This window comes from Streptomyces sp. NPDC047085 (genome assembly GCF_040643735.1).
GTDB lineage: Bacteria > Actinomycetota > Actinomycetes > Streptomycetales > Streptomycetaceae > Streptomyces.
The window spans coordinates 99,973-117,775 of sequence record NZ_JBEYUW010000009.1; the positions used below are offsets into that span (position 1 = coordinate 99,973).

At 71.3% G+C, this 17,803-nt stretch carries 16 protein-coding genes and 1 tRNA gene; 11 read left to right on the forward strand and 6 right to left on the reverse strand.

The annotated features are described in order from the left end of the window. Positions 1 to 98 precede the first annotated feature (98 nt). Positions 99 to 626, reverse strand: a complete 528-nt coding sequence (locus tag ABZ865_RS27490) for a universal stress protein (RefSeq protein WP_100826387.1) — start codon at positions 624 to 626, stop codon at positions 99 to 101. A gap of 318 nt (positions 627 to 944) precedes the next feature. Here ABZ865_RS27490 and ABZ865_RS27495 point away from each other — a divergent pair, with 318 nt between their 5' ends. From ABZ865_RS27495 to ABZ865_RS27510, 4 genes are all read left to right on the forward strand, one after another. Further along, positions 945 to 1,202, forward strand: a complete 258-nt coding sequence (locus ABZ865_RS27495; protein ID WP_361235728.1) for a hypothetical protein — start codon at positions 945 to 947, stop codon at positions 1,200 to 1,202. 379 nt (positions 1,203 to 1,581) lie between these two features. Then, positions 1,582 to 2,808 (forward strand): helix-turn-helix domain-containing protein, encoded by a 1,227-nt coding sequence (locus ABZ865_RS27500; protein WP_361235731.1) that lies wholly within the window; start codon positions 1,582 to 1,584, stop codon positions 2,806 to 2,808. Positions 2,809 to 2,927: 119 nt separating this feature from the next. Continuing rightward, positions 2,928 to 3,572: an oligoribonuclease gene (gene orn / locus ABZ865_RS27505; protein ID WP_361235734.1), complete on the forward strand. Its 645-nt coding sequence runs from the start codon at positions 2,928 to 2,930 to the stop codon at positions 3,570 to 3,572. Positions 3,573 to 3,682: 110 nt separating this feature from the next. Next, positions 3,683 to 3,755: transfer RNA gene (locus ABZ865_RS27510), tRNA-His, on the forward strand. 113 nt (positions 3,756 to 3,868) lie between these two features. Here the strand turns inward: ABZ865_RS27510 and ABZ865_RS27515 are convergent. Then, complete coding sequence (locus ABZ865_RS27515) at positions 3,869 to 4,924, reverse strand: LacI family DNA-binding transcriptional regulator (protein ID WP_361235737.1); 1,056 nt, start codon at positions 4,922 to 4,924, stop codon at positions 3,869 to 3,871. Positions 4,925 to 5,278: 354 nt separating this feature from the next. Between ABZ865_RS27515 and ABZ865_RS27520 the strand changes: the two genes are divergently transcribed. From ABZ865_RS27520 to ABZ865_RS27535, 4 genes are all read left to right on the forward strand, one after another. Then, on the forward strand, positions 5,279 to 6,607 hold the full coding sequence (locus ABZ865_RS27520) for an ABC transporter substrate-binding protein (RefSeq protein WP_361235740.1): 1,329 nt from the start codon (positions 5,279 to 5,281) through the stop codon (positions 6,605 to 6,607). Beyond that, positions 6,604 to 7,629 carry a sugar ABC transporter permease gene (locus ABZ865_RS27525; protein WP_361235743.1) on the forward strand — a complete coding sequence of 342 codons (1,026 nt, stop codon included), beginning with the start codon at positions 6,604 to 6,606 and terminating at the stop codon, positions 7,627 to 7,629. The genes ABZ865_RS27520 and ABZ865_RS27525 overlap by 4 nt, the downstream gene beginning before the upstream one ends. After that, positions 7,626 to 8,522, forward strand: a complete 897-nt coding sequence (locus tag ABZ865_RS27530; protein ID WP_361235746.1) for a carbohydrate ABC transporter permease — start codon at positions 7,626 to 7,628, stop codon at positions 8,520 to 8,522. Before ABZ865_RS27525 ends, ABZ865_RS27530 begins: the two co-directional genes overlap by 4 nt. 102 nt (positions 8,523 to 8,624) lie before the next feature. Next, the gene (locus ABZ865_RS27535) at positions 8,625 to 10,136 is read left to right on the forward strand and encodes a GH1 family beta-glucosidase (RefSeq protein ID WP_361235749.1); all 1,512 of its coding nucleotides are present in this window, start codon (positions 8,625 to 8,627) and stop codon (positions 10,134 to 10,136) included. A 95-nt stretch (positions 10,137 to 10,231) separates the two neighbouring features. Here the strand turns inward: ABZ865_RS27535 and ABZ865_RS27540 are convergent, their stop codons facing one another. From ABZ865_RS27540 to ABZ865_RS27550, 3 genes are all read right to left on the reverse strand, one after another. Next, positions 10,232 to 11,704, reverse strand: a complete 1,473-nt coding sequence (locus ABZ865_RS27540; RefSeq protein WP_361235752.1) for a cellulose binding domain-containing protein — start codon at positions 11,702 to 11,704, stop codon at positions 10,232 to 10,234. A 113-nt stretch (positions 11,705 to 11,817) separates the two neighbouring features. After that, positions 11,818 to 13,221, reverse strand: coding sequence for a HAMP domain-containing sensor histidine kinase (locus ABZ865_RS27545; protein ID WP_361235755.1), 1,404 nt, complete (start codon positions 13,219 to 13,221; stop codon positions 11,818 to 11,820). Then, on the reverse strand, positions 13,218 to 13,934 hold the full coding sequence (locus ABZ865_RS27550; RefSeq protein WP_361235758.1) for a response regulator transcription factor: 717 nt from the start codon (positions 13,932 to 13,934) through the stop codon (positions 13,218 to 13,220). Before ABZ865_RS27550 ends, ABZ865_RS27545 begins: the two co-directional genes overlap by 4 nt. Before the next feature lie 122 nt (positions 13,935 to 14,056). Between ABZ865_RS27550 and ABZ865_RS27555 the strand changes: the two genes are divergently transcribed. From ABZ865_RS27555 to ABZ865_RS27565, 3 genes are all read left to right on the forward strand, one after another. Continuing rightward, the gene (locus tag ABZ865_RS27555; protein ID WP_361235761.1) at positions 14,057 to 14,575 is read left to right on the forward strand and encodes a hypothetical protein; all 519 of its coding nucleotides are present in this window, start codon (positions 14,057 to 14,059) and stop codon (positions 14,573 to 14,575) included. 90 nt (positions 14,576 to 14,665) lie between these two features. Next, complete coding sequence (locus tag ABZ865_RS27560; protein WP_361235764.1) at positions 14,666 to 16,249, forward strand: MFS transporter; 1,584 nt, start codon at positions 14,666 to 14,668, stop codon at positions 16,247 to 16,249. After that, positions 16,246 to 16,854, forward strand: a complete 609-nt coding sequence (locus ABZ865_RS27565) for a TetR family transcriptional regulator (protein ID WP_361235767.1) — start codon at positions 16,246 to 16,248, stop codon at positions 16,852 to 16,854. Before ABZ865_RS27560 ends, ABZ865_RS27565 begins: the two co-directional genes overlap by 4 nt. Before the next feature lie 33 nt (positions 16,855 to 16,887). Here ABZ865_RS27565 and ABZ865_RS27570 read toward each other — a convergent pair whose 3' ends face one another. Further along, positions 16,888 to 17,757 (reverse strand): fused MFS/spermidine synthase, encoded by an 870-nt coding sequence (locus ABZ865_RS27570; protein ID WP_361235770.1) that lies wholly within the window; start codon positions 17,755 to 17,757, stop codon positions 16,888 to 16,890. Between the last annotated feature and the right edge of the window lie 46 nt (positions 17,758 to 17,803).

Sequence of the window (17,803 nt, forward strand, 5' to 3'; positions counted from 1 at the left end):
GCCCTTCACAAGAGCACAAACACCTCTACGCGCAAGTATTTTCGCGTTGCACAAAGGGAGTTGACACGAGGTGGAAACGCTCTGAGCCGCCGGTGAACTCAGGGGATGACGATCACGGGCCGCTTCGCCCGCTTGGCGAGGCGGCCGGCGACGGAGCCGAAGATCCGGCCGACGATCCCGTGCGTGGAGCCGACCACGATCGCGTCTGCCTCGTACTCCCGCCCGACCTCCTCGAGCTCGTGGCAGATGTCGCCGCCGCGCTCGACCAGGATCCACGGCACCTCGGCCAGATAGTCCGCACAGGCCAGTTCGAGGCCGAGCACCTCGGTGCGGTGGTCCGGCACGTCGACGAAGACGGGCGGCTCGCAGCCGGCCCACACGGTGGTGGGCAGCCGGTTGGCCACGTGGACGATGATCAGACCGGAGTGCGAGCGGTGGGCCATGCCGATCGCGTAGGCGAGGGCACGCTCACTGGAGGTGGAGCCGTCGAAGCCGACGACCACCCCGTGCCGGAAGGCGGGATCGCAGGAGGGGCGTGTCTCTTCCGCCGCCAGGGGATCGGCCGCCGTGGGTTCGGCGACCGGCCGCTTGCGGTCCGCGGGTTCGAAGAATTCGTGACCGGCCATGACTGTCTCGGCGTCGTGATCCTTTAGGGGACGGGGGGGTTGTCGTACTGCGGAGCTGTGTGTCCGGGAAACGTCTTCCCAACCCCATACCCCCAAGGGTACGGCGGCACGCCTCCCTGAGCCAGATCCCGCGCACTCTCTGTGATCGGTCCCCAGGGGTGTCCCCGGGGGTTCCCCGGAGCATGCACGAGCGGCGCCCGTAACGCAATGGTTGCTGCCCCGTACAGGCGGTTTGCGCAGGATTCGCGACACCACGGCCGGTGACCGAGGGATCGAACACGCGTTGATCACGACGAGCCGTCGCCCCAGGGAGACCAGATGCCCGGACCCCGATCCACCACCGACCAGCACCCCGCCCCGGACACCGCGAGTGACGTGATCCGCTGGGCGGCGTTCAGCTGTGCCCTCGTCCCCGTGGTCCTGCTCTGGTACGGCACTTCGCCGGCCGGAGCCGCCGGCACCGCCCTCGGCCTCGCCGCCGTCACGGGCGCCTGCCGCGTCCTGCTGCGCCGCTCGGAACGTTGCGCCGCGCAAAGAGGCGGACATCACACCGGGGGTCGGACACCGGTCGACTGACCGGTTTCCGTACCCCTGAACGCTTCTTTTCAGCCAACTTCCTGTTATCGCTCCGGAGGGGTCGGAACCACCCCCCAACCCCCGTTCCACCTGCACGGAAAGGGCCTGGACGACCCTGCACACCCTATGCGGTTCGGCCACCGCCACAAGGCGCACTTCCGTACACGCCTCGCGAGTGCAACCCTTCGTGATCGAATGCTTCACGCCAAGTTGTCATGTCGACAATCTGCGGCGTGCAGAACTGGCCACCGACAGACCGCGGGAGCCAGTAGATTCGATCTTGACTTTCTTTACGGCGGGGGACTCGTGCAGGACCGAGGGGAAACGTGCAGGAGCGACACAACCGAGGAGCCGCGACCACCGAGGGGGGCTTAGCAGGATGAGCCACGACTCCATCGCCGCGCCGGAAGCCGCGGCCCGGAAACTCGCCGGGCGACGCCGCAAGGAGATCGTCGCGGTGCTGCTGTTCAGCGGCGGCCCCATCTTCGAGAGTTCCATTCCGCTGTCGGTGTTCGGCATCGACCGCCAGGACGCCGGCGTGCCGCGCTACCGACTGCTGGTGTGCGCCGGCGAGGAAGGCCCACTGCGGACCACAGGGGGCCTGGAACTCACGGCACCGCATGGACTGGAGGCGATCTCACGCGCCGGGACGGTCGTCGTACCGGCCTGGCGCTCGATCACCGCGCCGCCACCGGAGGAAGCGCTCGACGCGCTGCGCCGAGCGCACGAGGAGGGCGCCCGCATCGTGGGCCTGTGCACCGGGGCCTTCGTCCTGGCCGCCGCGGGCCTGCTGGACGGCCGTCCGGCGACCACGCACTGGATGTACGCACCGACGCTGGCCAAGCGCTACCCGTCGGTCCACGTGGATCCGCGCGAGCTGTTCGTCGACGACGGCGACGTACTGACCTCGGCCGGTACGGCCGCGGGGATCGACCTGTGTCTGCACATCGTGCGGACGGACCACGGCAACGAGGCGGCCGGCGCACTGGCCCGCCGGCTGGTGGTGCCGCCGCGCCGCAGCGGCGGTCAGGAGCGCTACCTCGACAGGTCTTTACCAGAGGAGATCGGCGCCGACCCGCTCGCCGAGGTCGTCGCCTGGGCACTGGAACACCTCCACGAGCAGTTCGACGTGGAGACACTGGCGGCACGCGCCTACATGAGCCGCCGTACGTTCGACCGCCGCTTCCGCTCGCTCACCGGCAGCGCGCCGCTGCAGTGGCTGATCACCCAACGGGTGCTGCAGGCGCAGCGGCTGCTGGAGACCTCGGACTACTCCGTGGACGAGGTCGCCGGCCGCTGCGGCTTCCGCTCACCCGTCGCGCTGCGCGGGCACTTCCGCCGCCAGCTCGGCTCCTCCCCCGCCGCGTACCGGGCCGCCTACCGCGCCCGCCGGCCGGGGGCGGAGAAGCCGGGTGAGCAGGAGGTGCCGGCCGCCCAGCACGGCCCGGCGGGCACACCGCCCGCCGCCCTGGCCGGCCACGGCCCGGTGGGCCACGTGTCCGCCATGCCGCACCCGGACCGGGACAGCGGCGTCCCGATGCAGATCGGCCGCCGCCACGCCGCGGGCGCGGTGAGCCTGTTGCCGGGACCACGCAGCGGCAGCTGAGCGAGGCCTCGGAGGCATAAGAGGGGCATGAGAAAGGGGGGCGGATTCCGATCCGCCCCCCTTTCCTCACGACGGCAGGGGGCATCCCAAAAGCGGACGTCAGCTTTAGGGTAGGTCGCATGAACGATCGCATGGTGTGGATCGACTGCGAGATGACCGGCCTCTCGCTGTCCGACGACGCTCTCATCGAGGTGGCCGCCCTCGTCACCGACTCCGAGCTGAACGTGCTCGGCGAGGGGGTGGACATCGTCATCCGCCCGCCGGACGCCGCGCTGGAGACGATGCCGGAGGTGGTGCGTCAGATGCACACCGCGTCCGGGCTGCTCGACGAGCTGGCCGGCGGCACCACGCTGGCCGACGCCGAGGAGCAGGTCCTCGCCTACGTCCGCGAGCACGTCAAGGAGCCCGGCAAGGCCCCCCTGTGCGGCAACTCCGTCGGCACCGACCGCGGCTTCCTGCTGCGCGACATGCCGACCCTGGAGGACTACCTCCACTACCGGATCGTCGACGTCTCCTCGATCAAGGAGCTGGCCCGCCGCTGGTACCCGCGGGCGTACTTCAACAGCCCGGAGAAGAACGGCAACCACCGCGCCCTCGCCGACATCCGCGAGTCGATCGCCGAGCTGCGCTACTACCGCGAGGCCATCTTCGTCCCCCAGCCCGGCCCGGACTCCGACACCGCGAAGGCGATCGCCGCCAAGCACGTCCTGCCGGCCCAGCCCGCCCAGCCTGCGCAGTCCGCACAGCCCCCGCAGCCCGCGTAGCCCGGTCCGCTCGAAGGCCCGCACGAAAACACGTGCGCGAGCACCCCTTCGGACCCTGTAGACTTCTTCTCGGCCGGTCGGGGAAACGATACGTTCCACCGCCGGTCGTGGTGGGTGTAGCTCAGCTGGCAGAGCACCTGGTTGTGGTCCAGGATGTCGCGGGTTCAAGTCCCGTCACTCACCCTGAGTGATCAGCCGGTGACTCCGTCGAAAGACGGGTCACCGGCTGATTCGTTATGCCCGCCCGCCGGTGACCCGCAGCGGCACCGGCGGTGTTCGGCCTCACGTGGACCGCGTCACGACGACGCCCGTGTCACCAGTTCCGTGCGCAGGACCGCATGCCGTCGGGCCAGGCCGCGGGAGGCGGGTGGGCGGCGGTCGGCGATCTCGGTGAGGAGGAGGTCGATCATGGCGCGGCCCATCTCCTCGATGGGCTGGCGGACGCTGGTCAGCGGCGGGTCCATGTGGCGGGCGATGGCCGAGTCGTCGTAGCCGACCAGGGCGACGTCGTCCGGGATGCGGCGGCCCGCCTCGCGCAGCACCTGGCGGGCGCCCGCCGCCATCACGTCGGAGCCGGCGAAGACGGCGTCCAGGTCGGGGTGGCGCTCCAGCAGCACGGTCGTCGCGCGGCGGCCGCCCTCCTCGGTGAAGTCCCCGGGCTCGATGAGGAGTTCGTCCACCTCCAGGCCCGCGTCGCGCAGGGCGTCGCGGTAGCCGTCGACGCGGCGCTGGGCGCCGTAGACGTCGAGGCGGCCGGTGATGTGCGCGATCCGGCGCCGGCCCCGGGCGAGCAGGTGCTCCACGGCCGCGCGGGCGCCGCCGTAGTTGTCCGAGTCCACCGAGGTGAGCGTCTCGCCGGCCGAGCGGGGGCCGCTGATCACGGCCGGGATCTCCAGCTGGGCGAGGAGGTCGGGGAGCGGGTCGTCCGCGTGGACCGAGACCAGGAGGACGCCGTCGACGCGGTGCGCCGCCAGGTACTGGGCGAGACGCTCCCGCTCCCGGTCGCTGCCCGCGAAGATCAGCAGCAGCTGCATCTCCGTGTCGGAGAGCTCGGCGCCGACACCGCGCAGCATGTCGGAGAAGTACGGCTCCGCGAAGAAGCGGGTCTCCGGCTCGGGGACGACCAGGGCGATGGCGTCGGTGCGGTTGGCCGCGAGGGCGCGGGCCGCGGTGTTCGGGACGTAGCCGAGTTCCGCGACGGCCGCCTCGACCGCGGCGCGGGTCGCCTCGCTGACCCGGGGAGAGCCGTTGATCACCCGCGAGACCGTGCCGCGGCCGACCCCGGCCCGGGCGGCAACCTCCTCGAGCGTGGGCCGTCCCGCGCTCCGGCCCCGCGCTCCGTGGCTTGCCATGGGCTCCGCCTTTCTCTGCCGCGCCCGCCGCCTCCACCGCGACGGTCGCCGACCTGGAATGTAACAGTGCCGTCGGCCGTGGTCGCCGTCCCCGGGGCCGACGTGGACCTCCCGGCCGCCCACCCAACTGCCGTTCGCTAACGGCCCGATAACGCCGAGCCGTAGCCCGTGTCCGCTCCCTTGACACCCCGGCGGGAACCGGCGAACCTTCAACTCATCACCTGTGGGAGCGCTCCCACAGTACCTGACACCTACACATTCCGCACGTTCCCCGCCCGAGCCGCAGCGAGTACGAACGGGGCCCAACCATGCAGTTGGCCGGGGGGTCGGCACGTCAGGCAACAGGAGGACGCAATGGGCACGAGCTTCCGCCGGTCCCGCAAACTGGGGGCCATCGCGGTCGTCGCCGCGCTGGCCACGGGGCTGCTGGCCGGCTGTTCCAAGGACTCGGACGACGGCTCGTCCACCTCGGACGGCGGCAACGGCAGTGGCAAGGGCAAGATCACGCTGACCATCGGGACCTTCGGCGTCTTCGGCTACAAGCAGGCCGGCCTCTATGACGAGTACATGAAGCTCCACAAGAACATCACCATCAAGGAGAACGTCACTACTCGTACCGACGTCTACTGGCCGAGGGTGCTCACCCGCCTCCAGGCCGGCTCCGGCACCGACGACGTGCAGGCGATCGAGGTCGGCAACATCACCGAGGCCGTGCAGACGCAGTCGAACAAGTTCGTCGACCTCGGCAAGGACGTCGACAAGTCGCAGTGGCTGGACTGGAAGAACGCCCAGGCCACCAGCAAGGACGGCAAGCTCATCGGGCTCGGCACGGACATCGGGCCGATGGCCATCTGCTACCGCAAGGACCTGTTCCAGAAGGCCGGGCTGCCGACCGACCGGACCAAGCTCGCCGACATGTGGAAGGGCGACTGGGCCAAGTACGTCGACCTCGGCAAGCAGTACATGAAGAAGGCGCCCAAGGGCACCAAGTTCGTGGACTCGGCCGCGTCCGTCTACAACGCGGCGCTGGGCGGCGGCTCCGAGCGCTACTACGACAAGGACAACAACGTCATCTGGGACAAGTCCTCGGGCGTGAAGACCGCCTGGGACGCCGCGATGACCGTGGCCACCAGCGACATGTCCGCGAAGCTCAAGCAGTTCGACCCGACCTGGGACCAGGGCTACGCCAAGGGCACCTTCGCCACCGTCGCCTGCCCGGCCTGGATGATCGGCTACATCGAGCAGAAGTCGGGTGACTCCGGCAAGGGCAAGTGGGACGTGGCGGCGGCGCCGACCGCGGCCAACTGGGGCGGCTCCTTCCTCGGCGTGCCGACGGCGAGCAAGCACCAGAAGGAGGCCGTCGAGCTGGCCAAGTGGCTGACCGCGCCCGAGCAGCAGGCCAAGGTCTTCGCCAAGCAGGCGAGCTTCCCGTCGACCCCGGCAGCGTACGCGGGCCTGAAGCCGGCCGCGGACACCACGGCCTACTTCTCGAACGCGCCGATCACGCAGATCTTCGCCGACTCGGCGAAGACCATCCCGGTCCAGTACTTCGGTATCAAGGACCAGCCGATCGGCACCGCGATCACCGACGTCGGCATCCTCCAGGTCGAGCAGAAGGGCAAGTCCCCGTCCCAGGGCTGGGACGCCGCGTCCAAGGAGATCAAGGACGTGCTCGGCCAGTGACCAGCTCCAAGCAGGCTCTCGCGCACCCCGCGTCGAGCGCCGAGGCCGCGCCCGGCACCCCGCCGGGCGCGGCCCGGGGCGCTCACGGTCGCGGTACCGAGGCGGGCGCCGGCTCCTGGCGCAGCCGGCTGTACCGCTGGGACATGAAGGCGTCGCCGTACGCCTTCGTCGCCCCCTTCTTCGTGCTGTTCGGCGCGTTCACCCTGGTCCCGCTGCTCTACACGGCCTGGTACTCGCTGCACAACGTGCAGCTGTCGGCGCTGGACCAGCAGACCTGGGCGGGCCTGGACAACTACAAGAACCTGCTCTCCTCGGACTTCTTCTGGAACGCCCTGGAGAACACGTTCACCATCGGTCTGCTCTCCACCGTTCCGCAGCTGATCGCGGCGATCTGGCTGGCTCACCTGCTGAACTACAAGCTGCGCGGCTCCACCCTGTGGCGCGTGGTGATGCTGACGCCGTACGCGACCTCGGTGGCGGCCGCGACCCTGGTGTTCACGCTGCTGTACTCGTGGGACGGCGGCATGATCAACTGGATCCTGCACTTCTTCGGGGTCGACCCGGTCAACTGGCGTGAGTCCGACTGGGGTTCGCAGTTCGCGGTGTCGTCCATCGTGATCTGGCGGTGGACCGGCTACAACGCGCTGATCTACCTGGCGGCGATGCAGGCGATCCCGGTGGACCTGTACGAGTCGGCGGCACTCGACGGCGCTAACCGCTGGCAGCAGTTCCGGCACGTGACGATTCCGCAGCTGCGGCCGACGATCCTGTTCACGATCGTCGTCTCCACGATCGGCGCCACCCAGCTCTTCGGTGAGCCCCTGCTGTTCGGCGGGGTCAGCGGGTCCAAGGGCGGCTCCGAGCATCAGTACCAGACGCTCGGTCTGTACATGTACGACCAGGGCTGGATCATCGGCAACCTCGGCAAGGCGTCCGCGATCGCCTGGACGATGTTCCTGATCCTGCTGATCGTCGCCGCGGTCAATCTGCTGTTCACCCGACGGCTGAGGAAGTCCCAATGACGACCAGTGAAGTGACCCTGCCCCAGGTGACGAAGTCCGGGACCGGGCGGCGGCGGAGGGCGATGGGCGCCGGCAAGCAGCTGCACGCCGGGCCGGTGACGTACGTCGTCCTGACCGTCTTCGCGCTGATCTCGCTGGCCCCGCTGGTGTGGACGGCGATCGCGGCCTCGCGCACCGACCGGCGGCTCGCCCAGACCCCGCCGCCGCTGTGGTTCGGCGGCAACCTGTTCAAGAACCTCCAGGTCGCCTGGGACCAGGCCGGGCTCGGCACAGCGATGTTCAACTCGGTGATCGTGGCGGGCTCGATCACGGTGAGCACGGTGCTGTTCTCCACGCTGGCCGGCTTCGCCTTCGCCAAGCTGCGGTTCAAGTTCTCCAGCCTGCTGTTGCTGCTGACCATCGGCACGACGCTGATCCCGCCGCAGCTGGCCGTCGTACCGCTGTACCTGTGGATGTCGGACTTCGGCTGGTCCAACCAGCTGCAGACGGTGATCCTGCCGAGCCTGGTGACGGCGTTCGGCACGTTCTTCATGCGGCAGTACCTGGTGCAGGCGCTGCCCTCGGAGCTGATCGAGGCGGCCCGGGTGGACGGGGCGAGCAGCATCCGGATCGTATGGCACGTCGTCTTCCCGGCGGCGCGGCCCGCGATGGCGGTGCTCGGCCTGCTGACCTTCGTGTTCGCCTGGAACGACTTCCTGTGGCCGATCATCGCCCTGAACCAGCAGAACCCGACGGTCCAGGTGGCCCTGAACTCGCTCGGCACCGGCTATGTCCCGGACCAGGCGGTGATCATGGCGGGCGCGCTGCTCGGCACGCTGCCGCTGCTGGTCGCCTTCCTGCTGTTCGGCAAGCAGATCGTGGGCGGAATCATGCAGGGTGCGATCAAGGGTTGAACGCCTCGGGGCCGGGCCACCGCCGCCCCGGCCCCCGCACACCTCTTGCCCTTCTCCCCGCCCACTTCGTCGGTCTCCTACGACCCCTATGGGAGCGCTTCCATGCCTGACTCGCTGTCCGCCTCCGTTTCCACCGCCTCCTCCAGCGCTTTTGACAGCACTCCTTCCACCACTCCCTCCCCCTCTTCCTCCACTGCTTCCTCCCTGGCCTTCCCTCCCGCCTTCCTCTGGGGTTCCGCGACCTCCGCGTACCAGATCGAGGGAGCGGTGCGGGAGGACGGCCGGACGCCCTCGATCTGGGACACCTTCAGCCATACGCCCGGCAAGACGGCCGGCGGCGATCACGGTGACATCGCTGTCGACCACTACCACCGCTACCGCCAGGACGTGGCGCTGATGGCCGAGCTGGGCCTGTCCGCGTACCGCTTCTCGGTCTCCTGGTCCCGGGTGCAGCCGACGGGCCGGGGGCCCGCGGTGCAGGTGGGCCTGGACTTCTACCGCCGCCTGGTGGACGAGCTGCTCGCGCACGGCATCACGCCGGCGCTCACCCTCTACCACTGGGACCTGCCGCAGGAGCTGGAGGACGCGGGCGGCTGGCCGGAGCGGGACACGGCCTTCCGGTTCGCCGAGTACGCGCAGCTGGTCGGTGAGGCGCTGGGCGACCGGGTGGAGCACTGGATCACCCTCAACGAGCCGTGGTGCAGCGCCTTCCTGGGCTACGGCTCCGGGGTGCACGCGCCCGGCCGTACGGACCCGGCGGCCTCGCTCAGGGCCGCCCACCATCTCAACCTGGCGCACGGACTGGGCGCCTCGGCGCTGCGCGCGGCGATGCCCGCCCGCAACCAGATCGCGGTCAGCCTGAACTCGGCGGTGATCCGGCCGCTCTCCCAGGACCCGGCCGACCTGGCGGCGGCCCGCAAGATCGACGACCTGGCCAACGGGATCTTCCACGGCCCGATGCTGCACGGCGCGTATCCCAAGACCCTGTTCTCCGCGACGGCCTCGGTCACCGACTGGCCGTACGTCCGCGACGGCGACCTGCGCACGATCAACGCGCCGCTGAACGCGCTCGGCCTGAACTACTACACCCCGGCGCTGGTCTCGGCCTCCCCCGGCACGGTGGATGGGCCCCGGGCGGACGGTCACGGCGCCAGCGACCACTCCCCCTGGCCGGGCGCCGACGACGTGCTGTTCCACCAGACCCCGGGCGAGCGCACCGAGATGGGCTGGACGATCGACCCGGCGGGCCTGCACGAGCTGATCATGCGGTACACGCGGGAGGCACCGGGCCTGCCGCTGTACATCACGGAGAACGGCGCGGCCTACGACGACGAGCCCGACGCCGACGGCCGCGTCCACGACCCCGAGCGCATCGCCTATCTGCGCGCCCACCTCGCGGAGGTCCACCGCGCCCTCACCGACGGCGCCGACGTGCGCGGCTACTACCTGTGGTCCCTCATGGACAACTTCGAGTGGGCGTACGGCTACGGCAAGCGGTTCGGGGCGGTCTACGTCGACTACGCGACGCTGGAACGCACGCCGAAGTCCAGCGCGCGGTGGTACGGGGAGGTCGCCCGCACCGGGACGCTGCCGCCGGCGGGTTCCACGGCCTGACAGACACGGGGCCCTGACAGACGCGGGGCCCTGACAGACGCGGGCGCGGCACCCTAGGGGAGTGCCGCGCCCGTCCGGTCAGAAGGCCCCAGAGGTCAGTTGAAGGCTCCGAAGGCCTTCGAGAACGCGAACGGGTCCTGGGTGATCGAGCTGCAGGTGGCGTCGGCGGCGGGCTTGGGGCCGCCGGGGCACTGCTTGTCGCGGGTGACGGACCACATGGAGAGCCAGCCGAGGCCCTTGGACTTGGCGAAGTTCACCAGCTGGGTGGCGTCGTCCACCTTGAAGACCTCGGAGGAGACGTCGTTGACGCCGAGCATCGGGGTGACCGCGACCGTCTTCCAGGCCGCGCTGTCCGACAGGTCCAGCACGCTCTTGACCTGGGCCTGGGTGGCGGTCGCGGCCTGCTCGGCGTAGGTGCCCATGTCGCCGCTGTAGGAGGCGCCGTAGTCCATCGCCATGATGTTGACGGTGTTGATCTTCACGCCGTTGGACCTGGCGTTGGACAGGAGGTTCACGCCGTCCTGGGTGAGGCCCTCGGGCATCACCGGGAGGGTGAAGGAGACGTCCAGGTTGGGGTGCTGGGACTGGAGCTTGGCGATGGCCTGGGCGCGGCGGGTGTTGGCGGCCGTGTTGGGCAGCGCGCCGCCCTCGACGTCGAAGTCGACCTTGGTCAGCTTGAAGGCGTCGACGGCCTTGCCGTACGCCGCCGCCAGCGCGTCCGCGGAGTTGCAGGTGGTGGCCAGTTCGGAGCCGGAGGCGCCGCCGAAGGAGACCCGGACGTCACCGCCCTTGGCGCGCAGGGCGCCTATCTGCGCGGCCACGCCGTCGACGGTGAGGTCCGTGACCCCGCCCCACTTGGGGGTGCAGCCGCCGCCGTCGGTGATGAAGGCGAGGTTGAAGTTCTTGACGCCGGTGGCGTCGGCCGCGGCCAGGAGGTCGAAGGCCGGGTAGAGGGAGGTGTCGACGTAGGGGGCGAAGCCGGCGGAGCCGCTGGTGCCGGTGCTTCCGCTGGGCGTGGGCGTCGGGGTCTGGGTGGGGGTGGGGGTGGCGCTGTGCGTCGGGGTCGGGGTCGCGCTCCGGCTGGGGGTCGGGGCCGGCGACTGGGTCTGGGTGGGGCGGCCGCTGGGCTCGGGGGTGGCCCCGCCGTCCGCCGAACACTGCGCGCCGTCGATACGACAGCCGGTCGGGTCGCCGCTGCCGTTGACGACGAAGCCGACGGTGACCGACTTGCCCGCCGCGAGGCCCTCCGTGTCCCAGGTGGCCGGCTTCACGGTGACGTGCCGGCCGCTGACGCTCGACTCGGCGTTCCACAGCGAGCTGAGCTTGGCGCCCGCCGGGAGGTCGAACTCCAGCGTCCAGGTCTTCTCCGTCTGGCCGCTGTTGTTGGTGACGACGTACTGCGCGGTGTACCCCGTCGACCAGTCGCTGGTCTTCGTGTACGCGGCGCCGACGCCGGCGGCGTGCGCGGTGCCGGTCAGCAGGGCCGCGCCGCCACCGACCACGGCCGCGGCGACCAGACCGCCGATCGCCTTGTTCCTGCCACTGATCCTGCGCCGGTGCGTGCTCATGCGCGTGCCTGCCTTCGCTGTCCACGGGGGGGGTGAGGTGCGGCAGCACGCTAGCGGGCGCGAATCGGACAAACGGCTTGATAGGGACGGCGGTTGGGGATCTTATGGTGCGCTTAAGGAAGGGATCGGGGACGGTTAAAGGTCGAGACCAATTTGCCCGATCGGCGCCTGCGCACCCTTCCTCGGTGCCCCCGCCCCACCGGTCCCCGGCCGTCCAGCTGGAACCAGATCCGCACCTCGGTCCCGCCCAGCACCGAGGAGCCGATGCGGACGTCTCCGCCGGTGGACTCGGCGAGGCGGCGCACGATGTCCAGGCCGAGGCCGGTCGAGCCCGCGCTGCCGGAGCCGCGGCCGCGGGCCATCGCCGCCTCGGGGTCGGGTATGCCGGGGCCCGCGTCGGAGACCAGCACGATCACCGCGTCCTCGCCGTTGTGCACGTCGACCGCGAAGGCGGTGCCCTCGGCGGTGTGCCGGAAGACGTTGCCGAGCAGCGCGTCGAGGGCGGCGGCCAGGTCGGCGCGGGCCACGGGTATGCGCACCGGACGCTCCACCCCGGCCACCCGCCACTTGCGGCCCTCGTCCTCGGCGAGCGCGGACCAGAACTCCATGCGCTCGCGGACCACTTCGGCCGCGTCGCACCCGGCGCCGGGTGAGGCCGCGGCGGTCTGCGGCTTGGCCTCCCGGGCCGTACGGATGATGGTGTCGACCTCCCCCTCCAGCTGGGCGACGGCGGCCCGGGTCTGGTCGGCGGCCGGACCGCCGCCGAGCGAGGCCGCGTTGAGCCGGAGCACGGTGAGCGGGGTGCGCAGCCGGTGCGAGAGGTCGGCCGCCAGCTCCCGCTCGTTGGCGAGGAGTTGGACGACCTGGTCGGCCATGGAGTTGAAGGCGACGGCGGCGAGCCTGAGTTCGGTCGGCCCGTCCTCGGGGACCCGGGCGCCCAGCTTGCCCTCGCCCAGCTCGTGCGCCCCCTCCACCAGCCGCTGCGCGGGCCGCACCATGCGCACCCCGAGCCGGTCGGCGACGGCCACCGAGCCGACGATCAGCGCGAGACCGACGGCGGCGAGCACCGCCCAGGCCGTGCCGACGCCGTTGCTCACCTCGGACTCGGGGACGTACACCTCGACCACCGCGATGGCGGTGGAGCCGAGCGCGACCGGCTGGAGCAGCGTGAAGCCGCCGGCGACCGAGGTGGTGGAGGCACGGCCCATCCTGCGTACGGCCTCGATGTCGCGGTGGGCGGCGCGCGACCGGCCGAGGTCGAGCGCGGCCCGCCCGCCGTCGGCGGGCAGGTGCACGGCCATCCCGGAGTCGGCCCCGGCGGAGGCCACCACCCGCTCCAGCTCGTCCCGGTCGGTGGTGATGGACAGCGCGGGGGCGACGGCGGCGGCCTCCCGCTCGGCGTTGGAGAAGGCGCGGTCGCGGGCCATCTCCTTGACGACCAGGCCGAGCGGGACGGCGAAGGCGACCACGACCATCGTGGTGACCGCCAGGCACACCTTGACCAGGGCCCATCTCATCGCGGCGGCTCCCCTTCCCCGTCGAGCACGGGCGGCTCCAGCTTCACGCCGACGCCCCTGAGGGTGTGCAGATAGCGCGGCCGGGCCGCCGTCTCCCCCAGCTTCCGGCGCAGCCAGGACAGGTGGACGTCGATGGTCTGGTCGTCGCCGTAGGACTGCTGCCAGACCTCGGCGAGCAGTTCCTTGCGCGGCACGACGACACCGGGGCGGCCGGCCAGGAAGGCGAGCAGGTCGAACTCGCGGCGGGTCAGGTCCAGTCGGGCCCCGTCCAGCTCGGCCTGGCGGCGCAGCGGGTCGACGGTCAGGCCGCCGACGCGGAGCACGGAGGAGGGCGCGGGCTCCGCGCCGCCGGAGCGGGCCCGGCGCAGCACGGCCGCGATCCGCGCCGACAGGTGCTCGACCGAGAACGGCTTGGTCAGGTAGTCGTCCGCCCCGGCGTTGAGCAGCCGGACGATCTCCGTCTCGTCGTCCCGGGCGGTGGCGATGATGACGGGCACGTCGGTGATGCCGCGCAGCATCTTCAGGGCCTCGGAGCCGTCCAGGTCCGGCAGTCCGAGGTCCAGGATGACCACGTCGAAGCGGATATGGGCGACCTCGCGCAGCGCCTCCAGCGCCGTACCGACGCTGCGCACGGTGTGCGAGGCGTCGGTCAGATGCCGGATGAGCGCCGAGCGTACGAACTGGTCGTCCTCGACCACGAGCACACTTGCCATGCGCCGCACCGTACGCCATGCGGGCGAGCCCGGTCCGGGCCTGTGGACAACTGCCTGTGGACAACTCGGGGATCCCTGGGGCACGTGCGAACGGCGGTGCCCCTGAGGCAGTATGGCCCGCGATGCGCAGAGGACTCGTACACGTACTGGCGTGGCTGCTCGCGACGGGAGCGGCGGTCACGCTGTCGTGGTGGGGCGTGCACACGGTGATGGCGGGGACGGCGTACGACCCGCCGCGCGCGCTGCCGATCACGGCGGCCGACACGACCGCGCAGCGCTCGAAGCCGCCGGCTCCGCCGAGCACCCACCCGTCCCCGTCGAAGAGCAACTCACCCGAACCCTCGACGCCCGCACCCACACGGACACCGGCCGGCAGCACCGGCCCGTCCCCCACCCCCTCCGCCTCCGCCACCGCCTCCGGCCGGGTCAAGGCCTACGACACCGCGGGCGGCCGTGCGGTCTTCGACCTGGGACCGGCGAGCGCGACCCTCGTCTCGGCGACTCCGGGCACCGGCTGGTCGATGCAGGTGTGGAAGACGGAGACATGGATCCGGGTGGAGTTCAGCAGGAGCGCGGACCGTGTCTCGGTCTTCTGCACCTGGCACGACGGACCGCCGCGGGTGGAGGTGGGCACGTACTGAGCCCATCGAAGTGAAAGACAACTAGATATTGACAGTCGACTCTCATTTGGCAGTAACCTCTCATCAGGTTGCTCCGAATGGGAGGTCCCCATGTCCACGCACCACCCCGCACACCACCTCACGCCCCGCCTCTCCGCGTCCCCCCGCCGTTGGCTGGCCCTCGCCGCCCTCACGCTGAGCGTGCTGATCGTCGGGCTCGACGGCACCGTCATCAACGTCGCCCTGCCGACCATCGCGAGCGAACTGCACGCCGACAGCGCGCAGTTGCAGTGGATCGGCGGCGGCTACCTGCTCACCCTGTCGGTGGCGATGCTCCCGGTCGGACTGCTCGGCGACCGGTTCGGCCACAAGCGGCTGCTGCTGTCCGGCATCACGCTCTTCGGGCTCGCCTCGCTGGCGGGCACGCTGGCCGGCACGCCGTCGGCGGTCGTCGCGGCCCGCGCGGTCCTCGGCCTCGGCGCCGCCGCGATCATGCCGCTGTCGATGGCGATCCTGCCCCGCGTCTTCGCCAAGGAGGAGCTGCCCAAGGCGATCGCCGTGTGGACGGCGGCCACCGCGCTCGGTATGCCCGTCGGACCGGTGGTCGGCGGCTGGCTGCTGGACCACTTCTGGTGGGGCTCGGTGTTCCTGTTCAACGTGCCCGTCGCCGCGCTCGCCGTCGCGGCCGGCGTCTGGCTGCTGCCGCGTGACACCGAGCCGGAGCGCAAGGCCCCGTTCGACATCCTCGGCACGGTCCTCGGCGGGTTCGGCATCACCGCGCTGGTCTACGGCACCATCCTGATCCCCGAGGACGGCTGGACCGGCCCGTCCGTGCTCACCTCCCTGGGCGCCGCCGCCGTCCTGCTCACCGGTTTCGTGGTCCGCGAGCGCCGCCACCCGCACCCCCTGGTCGACCTGGGACTGTTCGCCGACCGTCGCTTCCTGTGGGGCACGCTGATCGCCGTCTTCGTCAACTTCGCGGTGATGGGCATCCTGTTCGTCGTCCCGCAGTACCTGCAGTCCGTCCTCGGCAACGACGCCTTCGGCACCGGGCTGCGCGTACTGCCCCTGATCGGCGGCCTGATGGCGGCGGCCGCCGCGAGCGAACCGCTGGTCCCGCGGCTCGGCGCCCGTACGGTCGTCGCCGTCGGCCTGCTGGTGCTCGCCGCCGGTGTGTTCCTCGGCGCCACGACCGGCCCGGGCGACGGCTACGGCTTCACCGCGCTGTGGCTCGGCCTGACCGGACTCGGCTTCGGACTGGCCGTCGTGCCCGCCACCAGCCTGGTCATGGGCGCGCTGCCCGAGGACAACACCGGCTCGGGCACCAGCCTGCTGGAGACCGTCCAGCAGCTCGGCTCGGTCCTCGGCGTCGCCGGCCTCGGCAGCCTGCTCAGCTACGGCTACCTCTCCCACCTGCACACCGGCGGGCTGCCCGGTCCGGCGGCGCGCGCGGCCCGCGACTCGGTCTCCGGCGCCGACGCGGTGGCGGCCCGGCTGCACGACAGCGGCCTCGCCACGGCCGCGCACGCCTCCTTCCTGCACGGCATGCACCTCGTCCTGGTGGCCTGCGGGGCGATCGCCGTGCTCGGCGCGGTCCTGGCGGCGGCCTTCCTGCCCGAGCGGGCCCCCTGCTCCCGTACGTGCTCCCGAACGGTGGCCCGGTCCGTCGCCCAACACGCAGAATCGGTCTCATGACGACGCACGAGACCTCCGCCGCCCCCCTCGGCCTGCGCGAACGCAAGAAGCGGCAGACCCGCGAGCGCATCCGCCGCGAGGCCTACCGCCTCTTCGCCGAGCACGGATACGAGAACACCACGGTCGACCAGATCGCGGAGGCGGCGGAGGTCTCACCCAGCACCTTCTTCCGGTACTTCCCGACCAAGGAGGACGTGGTCCTCCAGGACGAGTACGACCCCGCCCTCGCCGAGGCCCTGAAGTCCCGCCCGGCCGACGAGCCCATCGTGGAAGCGGTCCTCAACTCCCTGAAGGGCCCGGTCGGCGAGATGGTCCGCGCGGACCGCGACGACCTGTTGCTGCGCAGCCGGATCACCTTCACCGACCCGGCCCTGCGCGCCCGCGGCATCGCCGAGCAGGAGCGCAGCGAGCGGGTCATTGCCGAGATCATCGCCGAGCGCACCGGCCGGGACCCGGCGGACCTGGAGATCAGGTGCGCGGCGGCGGCGATCATCGCGGTCTTCACCACGCTGGTACGGCACTGGGTGGAGGGCGACGGGAAGGAGGACCTGGCGGGCCTGTACGAACGCCATCTCCCGATGCTGGCGCGGGGGCTGGACTTCTGAGCGTCCGGAAGGAGCCGACGGGGGACCGACGGCTCAGCGGAACACCGAGGGCGGTGGGGCCGGTGAGGCCGCCGCCGTCTCGTCCGTCACGGGGAGCGCGCCGCCTGTGAAATCCGTGAGCGGTCGGCCGTGTTCGACCCGGCCGGGGTGCGCGTCGGAGGCGGCGCGGCGGGTGAGGTCGGCCAGCGGCAGCGGTCCGTCGGAGGCGACCAGGATGGCGTTGCCGAAGCGCTTGCCGCGCAGGACCGCCGCGTCGGCGATCAGGGCGAGTTCGGCGAAACGGGTGGCGGCGGTGGCGATCTGGCCGCGCAGGTGGGCGAGCGGCGGGCCGTCGGCGAGGTTGGCGACGTAGGCACCGGTGGGCTTCAGGGCCCGGCGGACCTCGTCGAGGAACTCGGTGGAGGTGAGGTGGGCGGGGGTCCGGGCGCCGCTGAAGACATCGGCGACGACCAGGTCGGCCCAGCCGTCCGGCACCTTGGCCAGCCCTTCGCGGGCGTCGGCCGAGCGCACCCGTATCCGGGCGTTCGGGTCCAACGGAAGCTCGCGGCGCACGAGTTGGACGAGGGTCGCGTCCCGCTCGACGACCTGCTGGGTGGAGCGGGGCCGGGTGGCGGCGACGTACCGGGCCAGGGTGAGCGCGCCGCCGCCGAGGTGCACGGCCTGCACCGGCTTCCCGGGCGGGGCGGCGAGGTCGATGACATGGCCGATGCGGCGCTGGTACTCGAAGGAGAGGTACGCCGGGTCGTCCAGGTCGACGTGCGACTGGGGCGCGCCGTCGATCAGCAGCGTCCAGGCGCGGAAGCGGTCCGGGTCGGGTATGAGCTGCGCGAGCCCGCCGTCGACCGCTTCCACCACGGCTTCGACGGCGGCCGACCTGCGCCGGTTGTTCCTGGACCTGCCCATCGGTCCATTCTCGCAGGTGGCACGGGCACCCGCCGGACGGCGGCCC